The following is a 16,642-nucleotide window of genomic DNA, read 5'->3' as shown; positions in this document are numbered from 1 at the left end:
AGGGCCTCTTTCTATGATTTTTTGCTAGTTTTGTGATCTAGATTCACTATCAATGAAACAAATATGATAAAAAGACATTCTATCTTAACGGCAATCCTGCTTTGTTTCGTCGCTTTCACACAAGTGATGGCACAAGAGATGCAGGAACCCGAACCGCTTCCGATCGACCCAAAGGTTCGATACGGGAAATTGAGTAACGGATTGACCTACTACATCCGTCACAACGATCAGCCCAAAGACCGGGCAGACTTTTACATCGCCCAAAACGTAGGCTCCATCTTAGAGGAAGACAATCAACGAGGTTTGGCTCACTTCTTGGAACATATGGCTTTCGACGGCAGTAGGAACTTCCCGAATAACGGGATGGACGAATATATCGAGAGTGTAGGTATGCGCAGCGGGGAAAACTTCAACGCCTATACCTCCTTTGATGAGACCGTCTACATGATTACCAACGCCCCTGTCAACAAAAGCGGCGTGGTTGATTCTTGCTTATTGATCCTTCACGATTGGTCCGGGTTCCTAGCCTTGACCGACTCGGCTATCCAGAAAGAACGTGGGGTCATCCGTGAGGAATGGCGTACCCGACAGGATGCCCAGACTCGTCTATGGGAGCAGCAACTACCCAAGATGTACCCGGGAAGCCGTTACGCGAACCGGATGCCGATCGGTTCGATCGACGTGATCGAGAACTTCAAGCCGGACGAGTTGAGGGCTTACTACAAAAAATGGTATCGTCCGGACTTGCAAGCGATTATCATCGTGGGAGACGTAAATGTAGATCAAGTGGAGGCAACGATCAAAAAGATGTTCGCCGATGTCCCTGCCCCGGTCAACCCGGCAAAACGGGAACAAGTATCGGTTCCCGACAATGATCTACCTCTGATCTCGATCGCCAAAGACAAGGAGGCATCCAATACGATCCTTTATATCTTCTATAAACACGATAAATTGCCCAACGACTTGAATCGTACGATTGCCGGATTGGTAAAGGACTATATCCAGCAAATATGCGCGTCGATCATGGACGAGCGTTTCGATGACATCTTGCATCAAGCGAATCCTCCGTTTATCTATGCGGAAGCCTACGACGATGATAATTTCATGATCGCGAAAAGCAAGGGAGCATGGACCGTAGCCGCTCTTGCCAAGGAAGGCGAGATCGATTCCACACTGACCACGCTTGTCAAAGAGACTCAACGGGTAAAACAATATGGCTTTACGCCATCCGAGTATGAACGGGCACGCATCAACGTGTTGAAACAATACGAGTCCGCTTACAACGAGCGGAATAACCAAAAGAACGACGCTTATGTCCGTGAATACGTGAACCATTTCACCAACGGCGGTTATATCCCGGGCATTGAGATGGAATACACGCTATTGAACCAGATCGCCCAGAATATCCCGGTAGAGCAAGTCAACCAATATATCCAAGATATGATCGGAGAGGATAATATCGTGATCGGGTTAACCGGACCGGATAAAGAAGGTATAAAATACCCGACCGAGGAGAACCTGCTCCGTACGTTCCTCAAAGCACGACAGATGCCGGTAGAGCCTTATAAGGAAACAGTCTCCAACGAGCCTTTAGTCCCGACCTTGCCGACCCCGGGCCAGATCACGGAGACAAAGACCGGCCAGCGCTTCGGAGCGACAGTATTTACCTTAAGCAATGGTATCAAGGTGGTATTGAAGCCTACCGAATTCAAGAAGGACGAGATCATCATGACCGCTACCAGCCCGGGAGGAAGCACTTTATTCGGCACGAAGGATATTGATAACTTAAAAGTTTTCAATGACGTGATCGAGATCGGTGGATTGGGTAATTTCTCCGCCACGGATCTAAGTAAGCGTCTGGCCGGAAAGAAGGTATCTTGCGCCCTATCGCTCAGTCAAGATAGCGAGAACGTGAACGGAATGGCCGCTCCTTCCGATTTGCGAACCTTATTCGAGTTAATTTACCTTAGCTTCACGGCTCCCCGCATGGACGAGGAGGCCTACGCATCTTTCGAGACACGGACAAAAGCGCAATTGCAGAATATGGAGTTAAATCCGATGGTCGCTTTCAGCGACTCTTTGTCTAAAGCGGTTTACGGAGATAATCCTCGTGCGTCACGTCTTCGTCCACAAGATTTCGAACATATCAGTTATCCTCGTATCATGGAGATGCGCAAGGAACGCTTCTCGGATGCTTCCGGTTTCGTATTCACGTTTGTAGGTAATATCCAGATCGATAGTATCCGTCCGTATATAGAGCAGTATTTAGCGACATTGCCATCTCAAGGAAAAATTGAGAAGGGAAATCCGGCGGAGGTTCCATCGATGCGTAAGGGAGACTATATGAATCGATTCAACCGCTCCATGGAAATCCCGAAAGTAACGGTAGCCAACCTCTATACCGGACAGATGGAGTACAATCTGGAGAATATCATCACCGCTACCGCATTGAAACAAGTTATGGACTTGGTATATTATGAGAAGGTACGCGAGAAAGAAGGAGGAACGTATGGCGTCGGTGTATCCGCTAGAATCTCACCTTTCCCGGAAGGAAGAACGACATTACAGATATTCTTCGATACAGACCCGGCCAAGTGGGAGCAGATGAACACGATTGTCCGCAATGAGTTGAAACGGCTTTCCGAGGTAGGCCCTCGTCAAGAAGATTTCAAGAAAACACAGGATAACCTGCTGAAACGTCATGCGGAAGTCTTGCAGGAGAACAGCTATTGGTTGAACGTATTGGATGATTATTATTATAAAGGATTTGATACCGATACGGATTATGAGTCGATTGTTAAGGCGCTGACTCCCGAGAAGATAAAGGCATTCGCCCAAAAGCTTTTGGGACAGGGTAACCGGGTAGAAGTTATCATGCAACCCTAGTTACTATTTTGAGGGGATGAGACGGGGCGTGCCCCGTCTCTACTTTGATTTCTTTAGTTTAAAATGATCGAATCCTTCCCCATAAACCCCGATTACGGCGCTTTGGGATACAAAGGCGGTCGGATCAATATCATTAATGATACGGAAAATCGTAGTGGATTGCCGTTTTTTAGCGAGCACGAACATCATCTTCTGTTCTTGCCCCGTATATAACCCGGTAGCATCGATCACCGTAACCCCTCGGTGCAACGCATTAATCTCCTTACCAATCTCTTGATACTTCTTCGAGATGATAAAGAATTGCACGGACTGGCGGGCACTGTTCACGATCTGATCCAGCACGAAACTACAAACATATAACGTTACGAAACCATATACCACTTTCTCCCAATCCTTTAGCACGAAATAACTGGAGGTGATAATAATCATATCGCAGATCATCATGACCCGTCCCAGCGTTATATCCCGGTATTTATTGATGATAGCGGCAATAATATCCGTTCCACCCGTACTACCGTTCGAGGAGAAAGCGATACCGATACCACTTCCGCAGAAGGAGGCTCCCAGCACACATGCCATAAACGGTTGATCTTGTAATAAATGCATCCCGGCTGTCAGCTCCTGGATAAGGGACAAGAAAAAAGTAAGCGTAAACACGGCGAAGATCGTCTTGATACTGAACTTAAAACCTAATATTTTCAAGGCAAGCATCAGCAAGACGGCATTAATGAGGAAGTAAGTGTACTGAACGGGAAATCCCGTAGCCCAGAAAACAATGGAAGCGATACCCGGCACTCCACCTGTCGTAATGTCATTCGGCAAAAGGAAAACGGTCCATCCGATACCGTAAAGGATCATCCCAAGAGCGATCATTAAATAGTCCCGTGTCTCCCGAAGCAGGACTTGTCTGGATAAGGAAGAAATTGATAAAGTAGATTTCATCTCATTTGTTTATTTTTAGCGGGCGCAAAGGTAATGAAAGTTATTGATAGGAAATGCTTCACCTTATATTTAGCCGGAAATATAATGGTTCACTTTCCCCTATTTACAGAGACGTAAGCAAAAGCCAAGGAATGTTAACTATTTATCAGTAATAACCCCTTTTATATAACATCACCTTTATTTAGAAAAGCTCTATAAACGAGAACATGAAGGAGAAAGCAGGCATTTATACGCCTTTTCCACACAAAAAGACCCGTTTTTCGATAAGAATACCCTCGTTAGATTACACATATAGTCCCGTTCACCCACGCCTGTACAGGCGTAAACCCACACATATAGTCACGATAGGCTACACATATGGTCATAATGGGCGATATGACTACCTTATAATGGGCATTGTTGCCCCCTAACGACTGGGCCATAAGGCATAAGATATGAGATAGGATGAATTTATTTCGCTAGAATAAAAGGCCGTTTTTCAACAAGTCACTAGCGGATAGACGATTGCTGTTTTTTTCTTTCGTTTTTAGGAGCGAGACGTACTTTGGCCCGAAATAATCGATTCTCAAGGACTTCAGTTTACAAATTGTCACATTGATATTCTAACCAGAACACGCATAAGCCCTTTCATCCAATTGTAGAGACGGGGCGTGCCCCGTCTCTACAACCAAGTATGTATGAGCTGCAAATATAGACTTACAATCTCACATTCTCCATTTCCTCACACTTCTCTTCCCGCAAGCGTTGAATATCCTTAAGCTGGCGGTCGAAAAACATGAGCAAGTCATTGATGAGCCGTCCGTTCTGGGATAAAAGCAAAACCCCATCCATCAATTGCGTTGACAGGTAGCGAACTTTCATATTACTTACATGTTGATCGGGACGCTGCAGATAAACGGCCATACATCTGTACAAAATTGGTGCTATTTGTATCCACGGCAGTTTTAGGCCTACCAACAGATTTTTCACGCTTTGTAACTGATGGTTCAGATAATCGAAATCATCCGCATCTCTCTCAAAACAGAAAGCTTCTTTCAAGCGTCGTGCCTCTTCCTTAAAAAATACATCACTCAACATTTCCATGTTCGAAACCGGAGCGTCTTGCTCTGAACCGACAGGTTCAGTTACGGGATAAATGTTTTCCACTTCCATAATATATTAGCATTAAGCAGGCGGAAAAAAGAACGGTCCCGCCTGACCCGTTGCTAAACACTTTACCAGAAAGCTGGAGGCACATTAATGCACTCCACGGGGGTACGGAACCGTCATATCGGATCGGTTACAGGCAAAAAAATGCCTGCAACCGAATAGAAGCAGGTATTCTACTCTGCTTTCTGGTTTTAAAATGTTTAGCATTGCAAATATACTTCTTTTTCCGGATATCCAACCTATAGAGGATAAATAATGTCTAGTAAGTAAAAAATCCGGAGATGATACCTCTGTTTTTACAAGCTATGCTGGAACATCCAAGCCAGATAATCCGGTTCGGCGAAAGCGTTATCCCAACTGTTATGGTCTACACCGGGAAATTCCTTATAACGGACATCAGCTCCTGCTTTCTTCAATGCTTCATTAGCGTCACGGGAGAATTGTACATCGACTACGCTATCGGAGCCGCCATGATAAATACTGAAAGCCGTCTTGCCCTTAAAGTTTGCCAAACGTTGCAAATTTGCTCCACCACAGATCGGGGTGGCAGCGGCAAACAGGTTCGGGTAACGCATCACGATATCGAACGTGCCCATACCTCCCATTGATAGGCCGGTTACGTAAATGCGTTTCGTATCGACCTTACCTTCCGCTATATAACTATCCAATAATTCCTTGACGGCGGCCATCGATTGTGTGGCCGGAGCATTCAACGGATAGAAACGCTTTCCTTCTTTTCCGGCGTTCAATCCCTTATATTCAGACCAAGTCTTCTCGGCCGGGCATTGAGGCGCTATAATGATAGCCGGATATTTGGTTTGATTCTCGAAAGAAGCGAACATATCGCCACCATGTATTAATTGGGCCTCATTATCCGACCCTCGTTCGCCCGCTCCGTGCAGGAACAGGATTACCGGGTATTTCTGCGCCGGATTATAATCTCGGGGATACAGAACCCGATAATTCAATTGATAACCATCACGAGCCGTAAACTGCTTTTTCAAAAAACTAGCCTTATCACCAGCATATCCAGCAACGGAGAGAAGAAGGCAAAGAGACAGAAAAAAAATACTTCTAAGTGTTTTCATAATCATATATTCAAATGTAAATACTATCTACTTAGATCGATAACTTCCGCAAATATAATTAAATAGTCTGTTAAGGCGTTGTATAATATCAAGATTAAAATTACTTTTGCAATAAAAGGATATAGGATATGAGTCCAAGGACTATACTAATAAATGGATTTGATTAATTCAAACAATAATTGAACATGAGCGAGTTATCAAAGACAAATGGAACAACCACTTCGGCAAATAATAGAGCTGAGGTAACACATATTTCCCGCAATGGCTTAATATTGTGGGTAAAGGATCGGGAATATTATTTACCTTACGACAAATTCCCATGGTTCAAACGTGCTGCCGTAGATGACGTGTTTAATGTCCAACTATTAGGACGTGAGCGGATTCGTTGGGATGCTTTAGATGTAGATTTGAGCTTGTCTATCATAGCAAATCCAGATAAATACCCGTTAGTAAGTAAATAATCGAATATTGTATGTATTTTGTAGAGACAGATTGTCCTATCTCTACAAAATACATTTGAAAATGATACCGGAAGATTATTGGGCTTCCTGTATTTTTGTCGCTTCTGATACACCGTTCTCGTTGAATGCCTCGATGGTGAAATAATAAGGCTGGTCGGTGGACAGACTCTTTAAAAGTAATTCATTCTTTCCGTATAGGAGCCATGAATTGTATAGTTTATCGGGAGCGATGCCCCAACGGATGTTGTAGCCTTGGCTGTTTTTGACAGCGTCCCAAGTGATCATAGCGTCACGGCGATCCGCTTGGCGAACGACCTTGAAGTTCTTCACCGTCGCAGGTTTCTTGCCCTCACCGATACCGAACACACGCAAGTCCGAGATCGCCAGATGAGGCGTCGGGACCTCTATATTCTTATAACGGACATAACGGACACGAGCCGGATTATCCACTTGTACGTAGTCATTCGGGACATCCTTATAATTATTCCGGCGATCCACCAACGTTACCCAATCCTGCCCGTCCAAAGAGCCTTCCACCGCATAACGGTGGCGTAAACCGGGAATACGTCCATACATATTCGATTGATGATCGTGATAATTCACTTGCACGGCATATACCATAGCGGGAGCCTCCAGATCGATCTCTACCCATTCGGTATCTCCATTCGTGCGAGCCATCCAGAATGTCTTACATTCCTCATCCGTCAAGTTGGCCGGAAGGAAATTGGCGGAAGTCTTGGGACGGTTCGATTCCGTGAATCCTTGTGCGGCGGGAGCGGAACCCTCCGCATACGAGGAAGCTTTCACCGGCTTTTTATAAGAAAGCAACATCCACCCCGTAAACTCTCCTTTCTTTCCCGGCTCGGCGGGAGCGTAATGCGGATAATCACCGAAGTTATTATCACAATACATAATGCCCTCCTTATCGAAGAAAGTAGGATACATGCAGAGGCGACGCTCCCAATTCACCGTAGCCGAGAGAGACATAGAGGCGAAATGCCAATAGTTGCCACCCGGCCCCACCAAGGTACTTCCGTGTCCGGCACCATTCATGAAACCACCGGGCTTATAGCTTACCGGGTTATGCGATTGGTATTTATACGGACCTAATGGGGAGTCCGCCACATAAACACCATCGGCATATACGTTGAATTCCGTGCCGGGGGCGGCATACTGCATATAATATTTACCGTCGTGCTTGGTCAGCCAAGCACCTTCCATATAGCCCCCCAATACCGTATCGGTATGGTTCTCGCCAAAACGTTCCCAGCCGTGCTTCGGCATATCCAAGCCGAAAAGCTCGACCGTCTCGCCCTCGATCAAGAAACGGTCATCCTTATTCAGTTTCTTGCCCCGAAGCGGATAAACATTGGAAGAGCCCCAGAATAAATAAGCTTGTCCGTCATCATCGATGAATAAATCCGGGTCTTGTAGGTCGTGGAGTATAGCAGGAGTAGCGTTCCAATTACCCGATTTCGGATCATCAGTATAAAGAACGCTCATGGAGCCGGACGGATCACCCATCACATAAAGCACGGAATCCTTATAATTATGAGCGGCGGGAGCGTTGGAACCCTGAGGATACCAGTTTTTACCGGGAGTGATAAAATCCCAGTTCAACAAATCTTTCGAATGCCAATAGCCATGCGAACGGGTTACGAACATATAATACTCGCCCCGGAATTCTACGACAGCGGGGTCCGCGCCCGAACGGTAAGACAGGTTGTTCGATGAGTTATAAATCATATACGTATAATCCACATTAAGCGGATTACAATACGTATTCGCCCGCATGGATTGAGCGGTGGCGGAACCTCCGGAAGCAGCCAAGAATAGAGCGGAAAAGATATATTTTGATAATAGTTTCATGTTGATATGTATTAATTTTTACCGCAGAGAGAAAGAAGACTGATTCGCCTCGTCGGTAGAATTCAAGCCTACCCAAACCGTGAAATCACCCGGCTCGGCTTTCTTCTGCATATCGATACCATAGAAAACCAGCAAAGCTTCGTCAATCGTGAAAGAGACTTGCTTCTTCTCGCCCGCTTTCAAAGCCACCTTCTCGAAACCTTTTAGCTCTTTAACCGGACGGGTCACGCTACCCGCCAAGTCGCGGATATACATCTGGACGACCGTCTCGCCATCCACCTTACCCGTATTCTCTACCTCAGCCGTTACCGTGATCTTACCCCCTTTCGTGAAAGAGTTCTGATCCAGCTTCATAGAGTTCACGGCGAAAGTCGTATAGCTCAAGCCATAACCGAACGGATACAACGGTGTGTTAGGCACATCCATATATCTGGATTTATAATCCGTATCCGGAGCTTCCGGAGGAACCGGGCGGCCTGTCGGTTTCTGATTGTAATACAGAGGCAATTGACCTACCGTACGAGGGAAAGACATCGTCAGGCGAGCGGACGGATTATAATCGCCACTGATCACATCGGCCATACCATGACCTGCCATCGTACCCAGATACCAAGCCTCCAAGATACCGTCGACATGCTGATCCTCCCAAGAAAGATCCAAAGGACGTCCGTTCACCAAGATCAAACCAAGAGGTTTACCCGTCTTTTTCAATTCTTTCAACAAGGCTTGTTGAGCGCCCGGCAATTTCAAGTCCGTACGGCAAGCCGCCTCGCCACTCCAGTTGAAATCCTCGCCCATAGCCGCCAATACGATATCCGCACGGCGAGCCGTAGCGATCGCCTCAGCGAATTTAGATGAATCATCAGTCAAGAGATCACATCCCTCGGCATAAATGAACTTCACGTTCGTACCGGCATATTTCTCGGTCAGACCCTCGAACAAAGAGATACTCTCCTCACGCTCACCCCGGCCAGCCCACTCGCCATTCTGGTTGATCTTATCTTTTACCATCGGGCCGATCAAGGCTACCGTAATATTCTTATCCTTCGAGATCGGGAAGAAGTTATTATCATTCTTCAAAAGGACGATCGAGCGAGCGGAAGTCTCACGAGCCTCTTGCAAAAACTCCGGCTTCATGATCGTATTCTTCTCACGCTCATTGTCCAAGTAACGATATGGATCATCGAACAAGCCCAAGAGGAACTTCATCTCCAAGATGCTCGCCACGGCACGGTCGATATTCTCTTCCGAGACCTTGCCCTCTTTCACGGATTGTACAAGATATTGGCTGTAGATGCCACCTGTCATATCCATATCGATACCGGCGTTCGCGGCCAGTTCTCCCGCCTCCTTATCATTTCGCACGATACTATGGGCTACCATCTCATTGATACCGGTATAATCGGTAACCACGAAACCATTGAAGCCCCAGTCCTTACGTAACAAATCGGTCATCAACCATTTATTACCCGTGCTGGGCACTCCGTTGATCTCATTGAAGGAGGCCATGAACGTAGCGACTCCCGCTTCCTTAGCCGCTAAATAAGGCGGCATATAATAATTCATCAATGTATTTTGCGACAACTCAGACGTATTATAATCACGTCCGGCCTCAGCGGCCCCATAAGCGGCAAAGTGCTTACAACAAGCCAAGACCGTATTTACGTCGGCCAACGAACGCCAATCGTTTCCTCCTTGGAAACCCTCGACACGGGCCTTCGCAATCAGACTTCCCAAATACGGGTCCTCACCGGCACCTTCCATTACACGTCCCCAACGGGCATCCCGGGAGATATCCACCATCGGGGCGAACGTCCAAGCGATACCGGAAGCGCTCGCCTCATCCGCCGCGATCGCCGCACTTTTACGCATCCGCTCCAAATCCCAAGAGCAGGATTCCGCCAACGGCATCGGGAAAATCGTACGATAGCCGTGCACGACATCATAACCAAACAATACGGGTATCTTCAAACGGCTCTCGGACAGAGCCATCTCTTGCATTTTACGTACGCCATCTACCGTATATACATTAAACAAGCTTCCTACAAGACCTTGTTTCAGCAAAGTCTCATAATCCCCCGTCATAACCGGGCCGGTCACATCCCAGTTACAGGAGTATTGGGCCATCTGCCCCACCTTTTCCTCCAAGGTCATCAAAGAGAGCACAGAATCTACACGGCGTTCAATATTTTTGTCGCCGCTGAAGCTTTTCCAACCGCTTACAGCGGGCTGCTGGCATCCCCCCAAGGTAGCGGCAACGGCCGCACCAGCGATAAAAGTCGTTAACCTTTTCATTATTCGTATTCGTATATGTATTATTTGTTCCAAGTTACCTGCGCCGATTTCACGTCCCGGGAGTTCGTACCTACGTAGATATTGAATAAGCCCGGTTCCCAGATGTATTCCAACGCGCTGTTATAAAATTTCAAGTCTTCCGGCGTAATCGTAAAAGAGACTTTTCGGCTCTCACCCGGTTTCAAGGATATCTTCTGGAAGTTCTTCAACTCTTTCATCGGACGGGAGATGCTGGCAGCCGGATCGCCGATATATAACTGTACGACTTCCTCGCCCTCTAGCTTGCCCGTATTCGTCACCTGTACGCTGGCGGTCAATACACCGTTCTCTCCTTGCACACTCGTCTTATCCAGCTGAAGATCACCGTAAGAGAAAGTCGTATAACTCAAGCCATAGCCAAACGGATACAAAGGATCGTTCGTGATATCCAGATATTTAGAAGTGAAATGATCATCCGGATTCATTGGGCGGCCTGTTTTCTTAGCATTGTAATACAAAGGAATCTGGCCTACGCTACGAGGGAATGTAGTCGTCAATTTACCGGAAGGATTCACGTCGCCGAACAATACGTCCACCAATCCGCGAGCCGCGGCGGAACCTCCATGCCAAGCCTCAACGATCGCGGAGAATTGGCTATCCTCCCACTCCAAGGTCAACGGACGGCCATTCGCCAAGACCAACACCACCGGTTTACCGGTCTCCAACAAAGCTCTCAACAGCTCTTTCTGGCTCTCCGGCAAACTAATATCCGCACGGCTGCAAGCCTCTCCGGACCAGTTATTCGGCTCACCCATTACGGCGATGATACGATCCGCATCTTTCACTTGCTCAACCGCTTCCTTCACCAAACGGGTATTCTCCACCGGATCAACCTTCAAGCCACTGGCTTTCGCCAACATCGGCTCGTTCGTCAAATTACATCCCTTGGCGAAGATCACACGGGCCTTATTGCCAACCATTTCCTTCACAGCCTGCACTACGGAAGCCGACTTCGCCGTATCGATACCACACCATGTCCCGAACAACTCAACCTTCTTATCCGCCAACGGGCCTACCACGGCGATCGTCCCTGTCTTTCGCAAAGGCAACAAACCCTTGTCATTCTTCAACAAGACAATGGATTTACCGGCGATATGGCGAGCCGTATTCATATGCTCATCCGTGAACGTATTCTTTTTCGCACGATCCGCGTCCAAGTAGCGATAAGGGTCCTCGAACAAGCCTAATTTATATTTCGCCTCCAATACACGGCGGCAAGCCTGATCAATATCCGCTTGAGACACACGGCCCTCTTCCAACGACCTCTTCAAGGTCGTGATATAACCATTTGTCATCATATCCATATCCAAGCCGGCATGCAAAGCCAAGGCCGATACGGTCTGCGTATCACCCAAACCATGATTGGTCATCTCGCCGATCGAATTATAATCGGAAACGACAAACCCATCGAATCCCCATTGATCACGAAGCAAATCGGTCAACAACCAACGGTTACCCGTAGCCGGAATCGCCTCTACCAAATTAAAGGAAGACATGACCGTGGCACAACCAGCCTCTACAGCCGCTTTATAAGGCGGGAAATACTCATTAAACATCTTGATACGGCTCATATCCACCGTATTATAATCACGACCGGCCTCGGAAGCGCCATACAAGGCAAAGTGCTTTAAGCAAGACAAGATCGTGTTCTCTTTCGTCAAGTCATCTCCTTGATAGCCTCTCACCATGGCGGCGGCGATCTTTCCACCCCACCAAGGGTCCTCTCCACTACCCTCGGCGATACGTCCCCAACGAGCGTCACGGGCGATATCCACCATCGGGGAATACGTCCATGTCACACCGTTTGAGCTGGCCTCGATAGCGGCGATACGGGCACTTTGCTCGATCAACGTCGTATCCCAGCTACAAGACAAAGCCAATGGGATCGGGAAGATCGTATGATATCCATGAATCACATCCAGTCCGAACAAAAGCGGAATTCCTAAGCGAGATTCCTTAACCGCTATCTCCTGCAATTTACGGAACGTCTCCAGCTCCGAGCCTCCCGTAGCACCCAGCCAGCCCCGACGAATCGTCTCGTCCGCACCTTCCGAGCCACTCAAGATGCCGGGAACACCCCCACCGGACAAGTTCAGCTGTCCGATCTTCTCATCCAAAGTCATTTTACCCATCAACTGATCGATAAACGTATCCATCGCTCTCGTATCTTGAACGGGCTTTTGTCCGTATGCCGCAAGTGCCAAACAAGCGGCGAATGATAATATAATCTTTCTCATGTTATTTAAATATTAAGATTCTCTCGCATTATGGATCGTGAAACCCAATTTCTTCAAACCGTCCTGGATTTCCGGACAGCTCATAAACAAACGCCACAGAAGGCCCGTACGGTAATTCTCGATCATCGGGGTGATCGTACATTGGTCTATCGCCAGATAACGATGCGGATACCAATTCTCGCCTTCACTGAAAGCGTCGTAAAAACCATACTTACCCCAGATGCTATCTCCCAGATTGAAATAGAAATGCTTCAATGCCTTCGAGGATTCCTCCGGTGTATACGGATAACTGCTCAAGGCGGCTGTCGGCGTAATCACCCCATGATCGTTGGAAGGCATATGCGCGTTATAGCCTTTCACGGAATAGCTGGCGGTCAATCCCCAGCAAGCGTCGCTATATCCCTTGAAACCCTTCGGATTCTCCGCGCAATAACGGTAATCGATCAATACGTGATTCCGGTTCAAGTCCCAGTAGTTAGCGTATCGATCCGACAAGCCTACCGGACATAGGCCGATATAAGAATAATGCGCCCAAAACAACGGGCCGCCGTACTCCTCGGCATAATTATGTTTCAAGATCAAAGGTAAATCGTAAGCGACCGCATCGCTCTTGATCCCCCCTTTACGAGCCCATCCGTTATGATAAGCGGAAGCCGGGATCGGATACGTAGGCGAAGACGCCGCCAAAATATAAGTAATCAGACATTCATTGTAACCTTCCAAAGGAAAATTCATCTCCCATGCGTAATTCGGGCTCCAATGCCAATACAATACATCCTGCCCGTTCAAATACCATGTCCATTCCATCTCACGCCATAGCTGGTCAATCTTCGCGGCCAACGCTTTCTCGCTCGCATTACCGTCCTTGAAATATTGGCGTACGCATAAGAGACCTTGCATTAAGAAAGCGCTCTCTACCAAATCGCCTCCGTTATCCTTCTGGCCGAAAGGCTTTACCTTACCCGTAGGTCCATGCATCCAGTGAGGCCAGACCCCATGGAAACGATCGGCCTTCGCCAAGTAATCAGCGATTTGATGAAAACGGGCCACACCTTCCTCACGGGTGATAAAGCCACGCTCAATACCTACCAACAGCCCGGCGATGCCAAAACCACTACCTCCGGTGGTCACGATATCAGCATCGTTCTCAGGATACACGCCATCCGTATGGATACGCTCACAGGCCAGTCCGGAGGTAGGCTCCGCACCTTCCCACATATAATTAAAGTGAGCCTTTTGTATATAGGTCAAGAATTCATCATCCGACTGAAAATCCAACTTACGCTCATTGGGCGTAGACTCTGCGGATGTGTCACTTTTCTTGGCCTCATGACAAGCGGTCAACGAAAAGCCAAGCAACAGGGTAACAACGCCTGTACGGAAATAGGTATTCATAGATATATACATTTAAAATAGTTATCGTCTCAATACTTTACTCATCGGTGAACGGCCGCTCTCTCCCAATGCCTCGATCGAGAAATAATAGTCCGTATCCTTATCCAAGCCCCTGAAATCGTACATCGTATCTCCCAGTACCGTGATACTGTTGTACAATTTATCCGGCGCTATACCATAATAGATATTGTAAGCGTACGCCTCTTTTACCGGCTCCCAAGTGATCATCGCATTCCGCTTATCCGCTTTTGAGCGTTCCACCTTTAAGTTCTTAACGGCGGCGGGAGCTTCTCCCAAACCATTTCCAAAAATACGAAATCCAGACATAGCGAAGTTGCCCGAAGGCACATGTTCGTTCACTATTTTCAAATAACGGGTTTTCAAAGGCTCACGCAACTCGATATAGTCGTGCGGAACGTCCTTGTCGTTATCGCTCTTATCGACTACCAATTCCCAATTTTGTCCATCTATAGAATGATAAATACGATATTGATGATACAAGTCCATCGCCTTATTATGCTGTACGGCTCTATGCTCGTAATAGTTCAACTGGATCGCACGTACCTCTTTCAATCCCTCTAAAGAGATCTGGAGCCATTCACCCGGCTCTCCCGAGCGGGCGGACCAGAAAGTACGCATGCTCTCATCCGTTACATTCTCTGGTACTAACGTACTATCCATGGAAGAGGCCATCACCGGTTTTCCATACGATAGCAACATCCAACCGGAAAACGTATTCGCGATATCATCGACCTTCCCTTTCGGCGTAAGCAAAGGATAGTCCCCGAAAGCGGTGTTCGAATACATCACGCCATCCTTATCGAATGCCGTAGGGTACAAACCAATACGACGCTCAAACTTATATTTCAAAGAAAGCATGCAAGTAGCCACATGCCAGTAATTGCCATACGCATCCTCGAAAGTACCACCATGACCGGCACCTTGTACGAAACCTCCCGGCTTATAGCTCATCGGGTTATGTTTCTGGTAGGTGAACGGGCCCATCGGCTTGTCGGATACATAGACACCATCCGCATAGACCTTGAACTCCGTTCCCGGCGCACCGTATTGGAAATAATATTTACCGTTATGCTTGGTCACGAAAGCTCCTTCCGTAAAAGGCGCTAAAGTCGTACTATCGTCATTGTTCATCCCGAAACGTTCCCATCCGTGTTCTTCCGGGCGCAGCATCATGATCTCTTGGATCTTGCTGATCGGGTGGAAATCACGGCGATCCAGTTCCACTCCCTTCAAAGCGAACTCATTACTTGAACCATAGTACATATACAAACGTCCGTCATCATCCAGCAAAAATGCCGGGTCCCAGCTAGGAAGAGCCGTTTTCTCCACATACCGCTTGAACTTTCCGCTTTTCGGGTTCGTACTATACCAAATAGGCAATCCCGCATAGGTAGAACCGGTATAGAACAAGGTATCTCCACTTACGAAAGCCGCCGGAGCGCACAAGTCGTCATCTTCCGGATAACGTTGGAAACCGGCGAATACAAACTCCCAATTGCTTAAATCCTTGGAATAATAGAATCCGGCTTGGTTCGTGGCGAAAAGGAAATATTCCCCTTTATACATGACCATCATCGGATCGGCCGTAGAGCGGAAAGAGCCATTCTTCACCAAATCCGGCAGATTCGCCCGGAAGCAGTAGCTCAAATTCATCGGGTTGCAATAGGTAGAGGGATGATCGGCCGTAGCGTCGAACCAGCGGGTGGCTTGCTGAGGAGCTTTTACCCGTACATCACGAGGATCCGCCTCCATCCGGATATCTATTTTCGTATCGTTATCGCCAAAGGTGCGATAAGCGTACTTCATCCCCGGATAATACACGAATAACTCATGATCGTAGCGACTTGCTTGTATCTTATAATAGCCTGTCGCATCGGTGGTATAATGAACCGGGCTAGCCGTGAACATCACCGTAGCGCCTTCCAAGGGCTTGCCGTCCGGTCCGGTAATCGTACCTTCCAGAAAATGTTTTTGGGATACGGTAATATAGTAATCGCTTACCTGCCCCTTGATCACGATCACGGAATCTCCCCGCTCGTTTACTTGAGCGTTTACGGTAGAGACCGCGAAGAAAGAGGCAAGGAGTGATACGAGCATACACTTATTGTAGGCTTTTAAGGAAGCGCTAGAAACTCCTACGTCTTTCCGGAAAAACATGTACGTGTTTTCCGAAAAAGACGTACATGTTTCCGAGAAAACACGTACATGTTTTTTCCAAGAAGCGATAGCCCTATTTATTCTATTATATGCCAGCATATTA

General features: G+C 47.4%; 10 protein-coding genes. 2 read left to right on the top strand and 8 right to left on the bottom strand.

The features are described 5' to 3' along the window. Positions 1-63: 63 nt before the first annotated feature. Positions 64-2,886: a M16 family metallopeptidase gene (locus tag ACESPU_RS08040; RefSeq protein WP_373133252.1), complete on the top strand. Its 2,823-nt coding sequence runs from the start codon at positions 64-66 to the stop codon at positions 2,884-2,886. Between the two features lie 39 nt (positions 2,887-2,925). Here ACESPU_RS08040 and ACESPU_RS08035 read toward each other — a convergent pair whose 3' ends face one another. From ACESPU_RS08035 to ACESPU_RS08025, 3 genes are all read right to left on the bottom strand, one after another. After that, positions 2,926-3,828, bottom strand: coding sequence for a YitT family protein (locus ACESPU_RS08035; protein WP_005860273.1), 903 nt, complete (start codon positions 3,826-3,828; stop codon positions 2,926-2,928). Positions 3,829-4,524: 696 nt separating this feature from the next. After that, complete coding sequence (locus ACESPU_RS08030) at positions 4,525-4,980, bottom strand: hypothetical protein (protein WP_008773145.1); 456 nt, start codon at positions 4,978-4,980, stop codon at positions 4,525-4,527. A gap of 293 nt (positions 4,981-5,273) precedes the next feature. Then, a complete protein-coding gene (locus ACESPU_RS08025; RefSeq protein ID WP_009016761.1) occupies positions 5,274-6,071 on the bottom strand; it encodes a prolyl oligopeptidase family serine peptidase in 798 nt (265 codons plus the stop codon). A gap of 179 nt (positions 6,072-6,250) precedes the next feature. Here ACESPU_RS08025 and ACESPU_RS08020 point away from each other — a divergent pair, with 179 nt between their 5' ends. Continuing rightward, complete coding sequence (locus tag ACESPU_RS08020) at positions 6,251-6,526, top strand: DUF2442 domain-containing protein (protein ID WP_005860279.1); 276 nt, start codon at positions 6,251-6,253, stop codon at positions 6,524-6,526. A 75-nt stretch (positions 6,527-6,601) separates the two neighbouring features. Here the strand turns inward: ACESPU_RS08020 and ACESPU_RS08015 are convergent, their stop codons facing one another. The 5 genes from ACESPU_RS08015 to ACESPU_RS07995 are packed head-to-tail and all read right to left on the bottom strand — an operon-like array spanning position 6,602 to position 16,539. Beyond that, on the bottom strand, positions 6,602-8,395 hold the full coding sequence (locus ACESPU_RS08015; protein ID WP_005860281.1) for a family 43 glycosylhydrolase: 1,794 nt from the start codon (positions 8,393-8,395) through the stop codon (positions 6,602-6,604). An 18-nt stretch (positions 8,396-8,413) separates the two neighbouring features. Further along, positions 8,414-10,690, bottom strand: coding sequence for a beta-glucosidase BglX (gene bglX, locus ACESPU_RS08010; RefSeq protein WP_373133251.1), 2,277 nt, complete (start codon positions 10,688-10,690; stop codon positions 8,414-8,416). 20 nt (positions 10,691-10,710) lie between these two features. Then, positions 10,711-12,966, bottom strand: coding sequence for a beta-glucosidase BglX (gene bglX, locus ACESPU_RS08005; protein ID WP_373133250.1), 2,256 nt, complete (start codon positions 12,964-12,966; stop codon positions 10,711-10,713). 12 nt (positions 12,967-12,978) lie between these two features. Then, complete coding sequence (locus tag ACESPU_RS08000) at positions 12,979-14,373, bottom strand: glucoamylase family protein (protein WP_373133249.1); 1,395 nt, start codon at positions 14,371-14,373, stop codon at positions 12,979-12,981. A 9-nt stretch (positions 14,374-14,382) separates the two neighbouring features. Then, complete coding sequence (locus tag ACESPU_RS07995) at positions 14,383-16,539, bottom strand: family 43 glycosylhydrolase (protein WP_048927210.1); 2,157 nt, start codon at positions 16,537-16,539, stop codon at positions 14,383-14,385. Positions 16,540-16,642: the final 103 nt, after the last annotated feature.

Origin of the sequence: Parabacteroides sp. 20_3, from assembly GCF_964238835.1 — a bacterium.
Lineage (GTDB): Bacteria > Bacteroidota > Bacteroidia > Bacteroidales > Tannerellaceae > Parabacteroides > Parabacteroides distasonis.
This window is presented reverse-complemented; position numbering and strand designations above follow the sequence as displayed.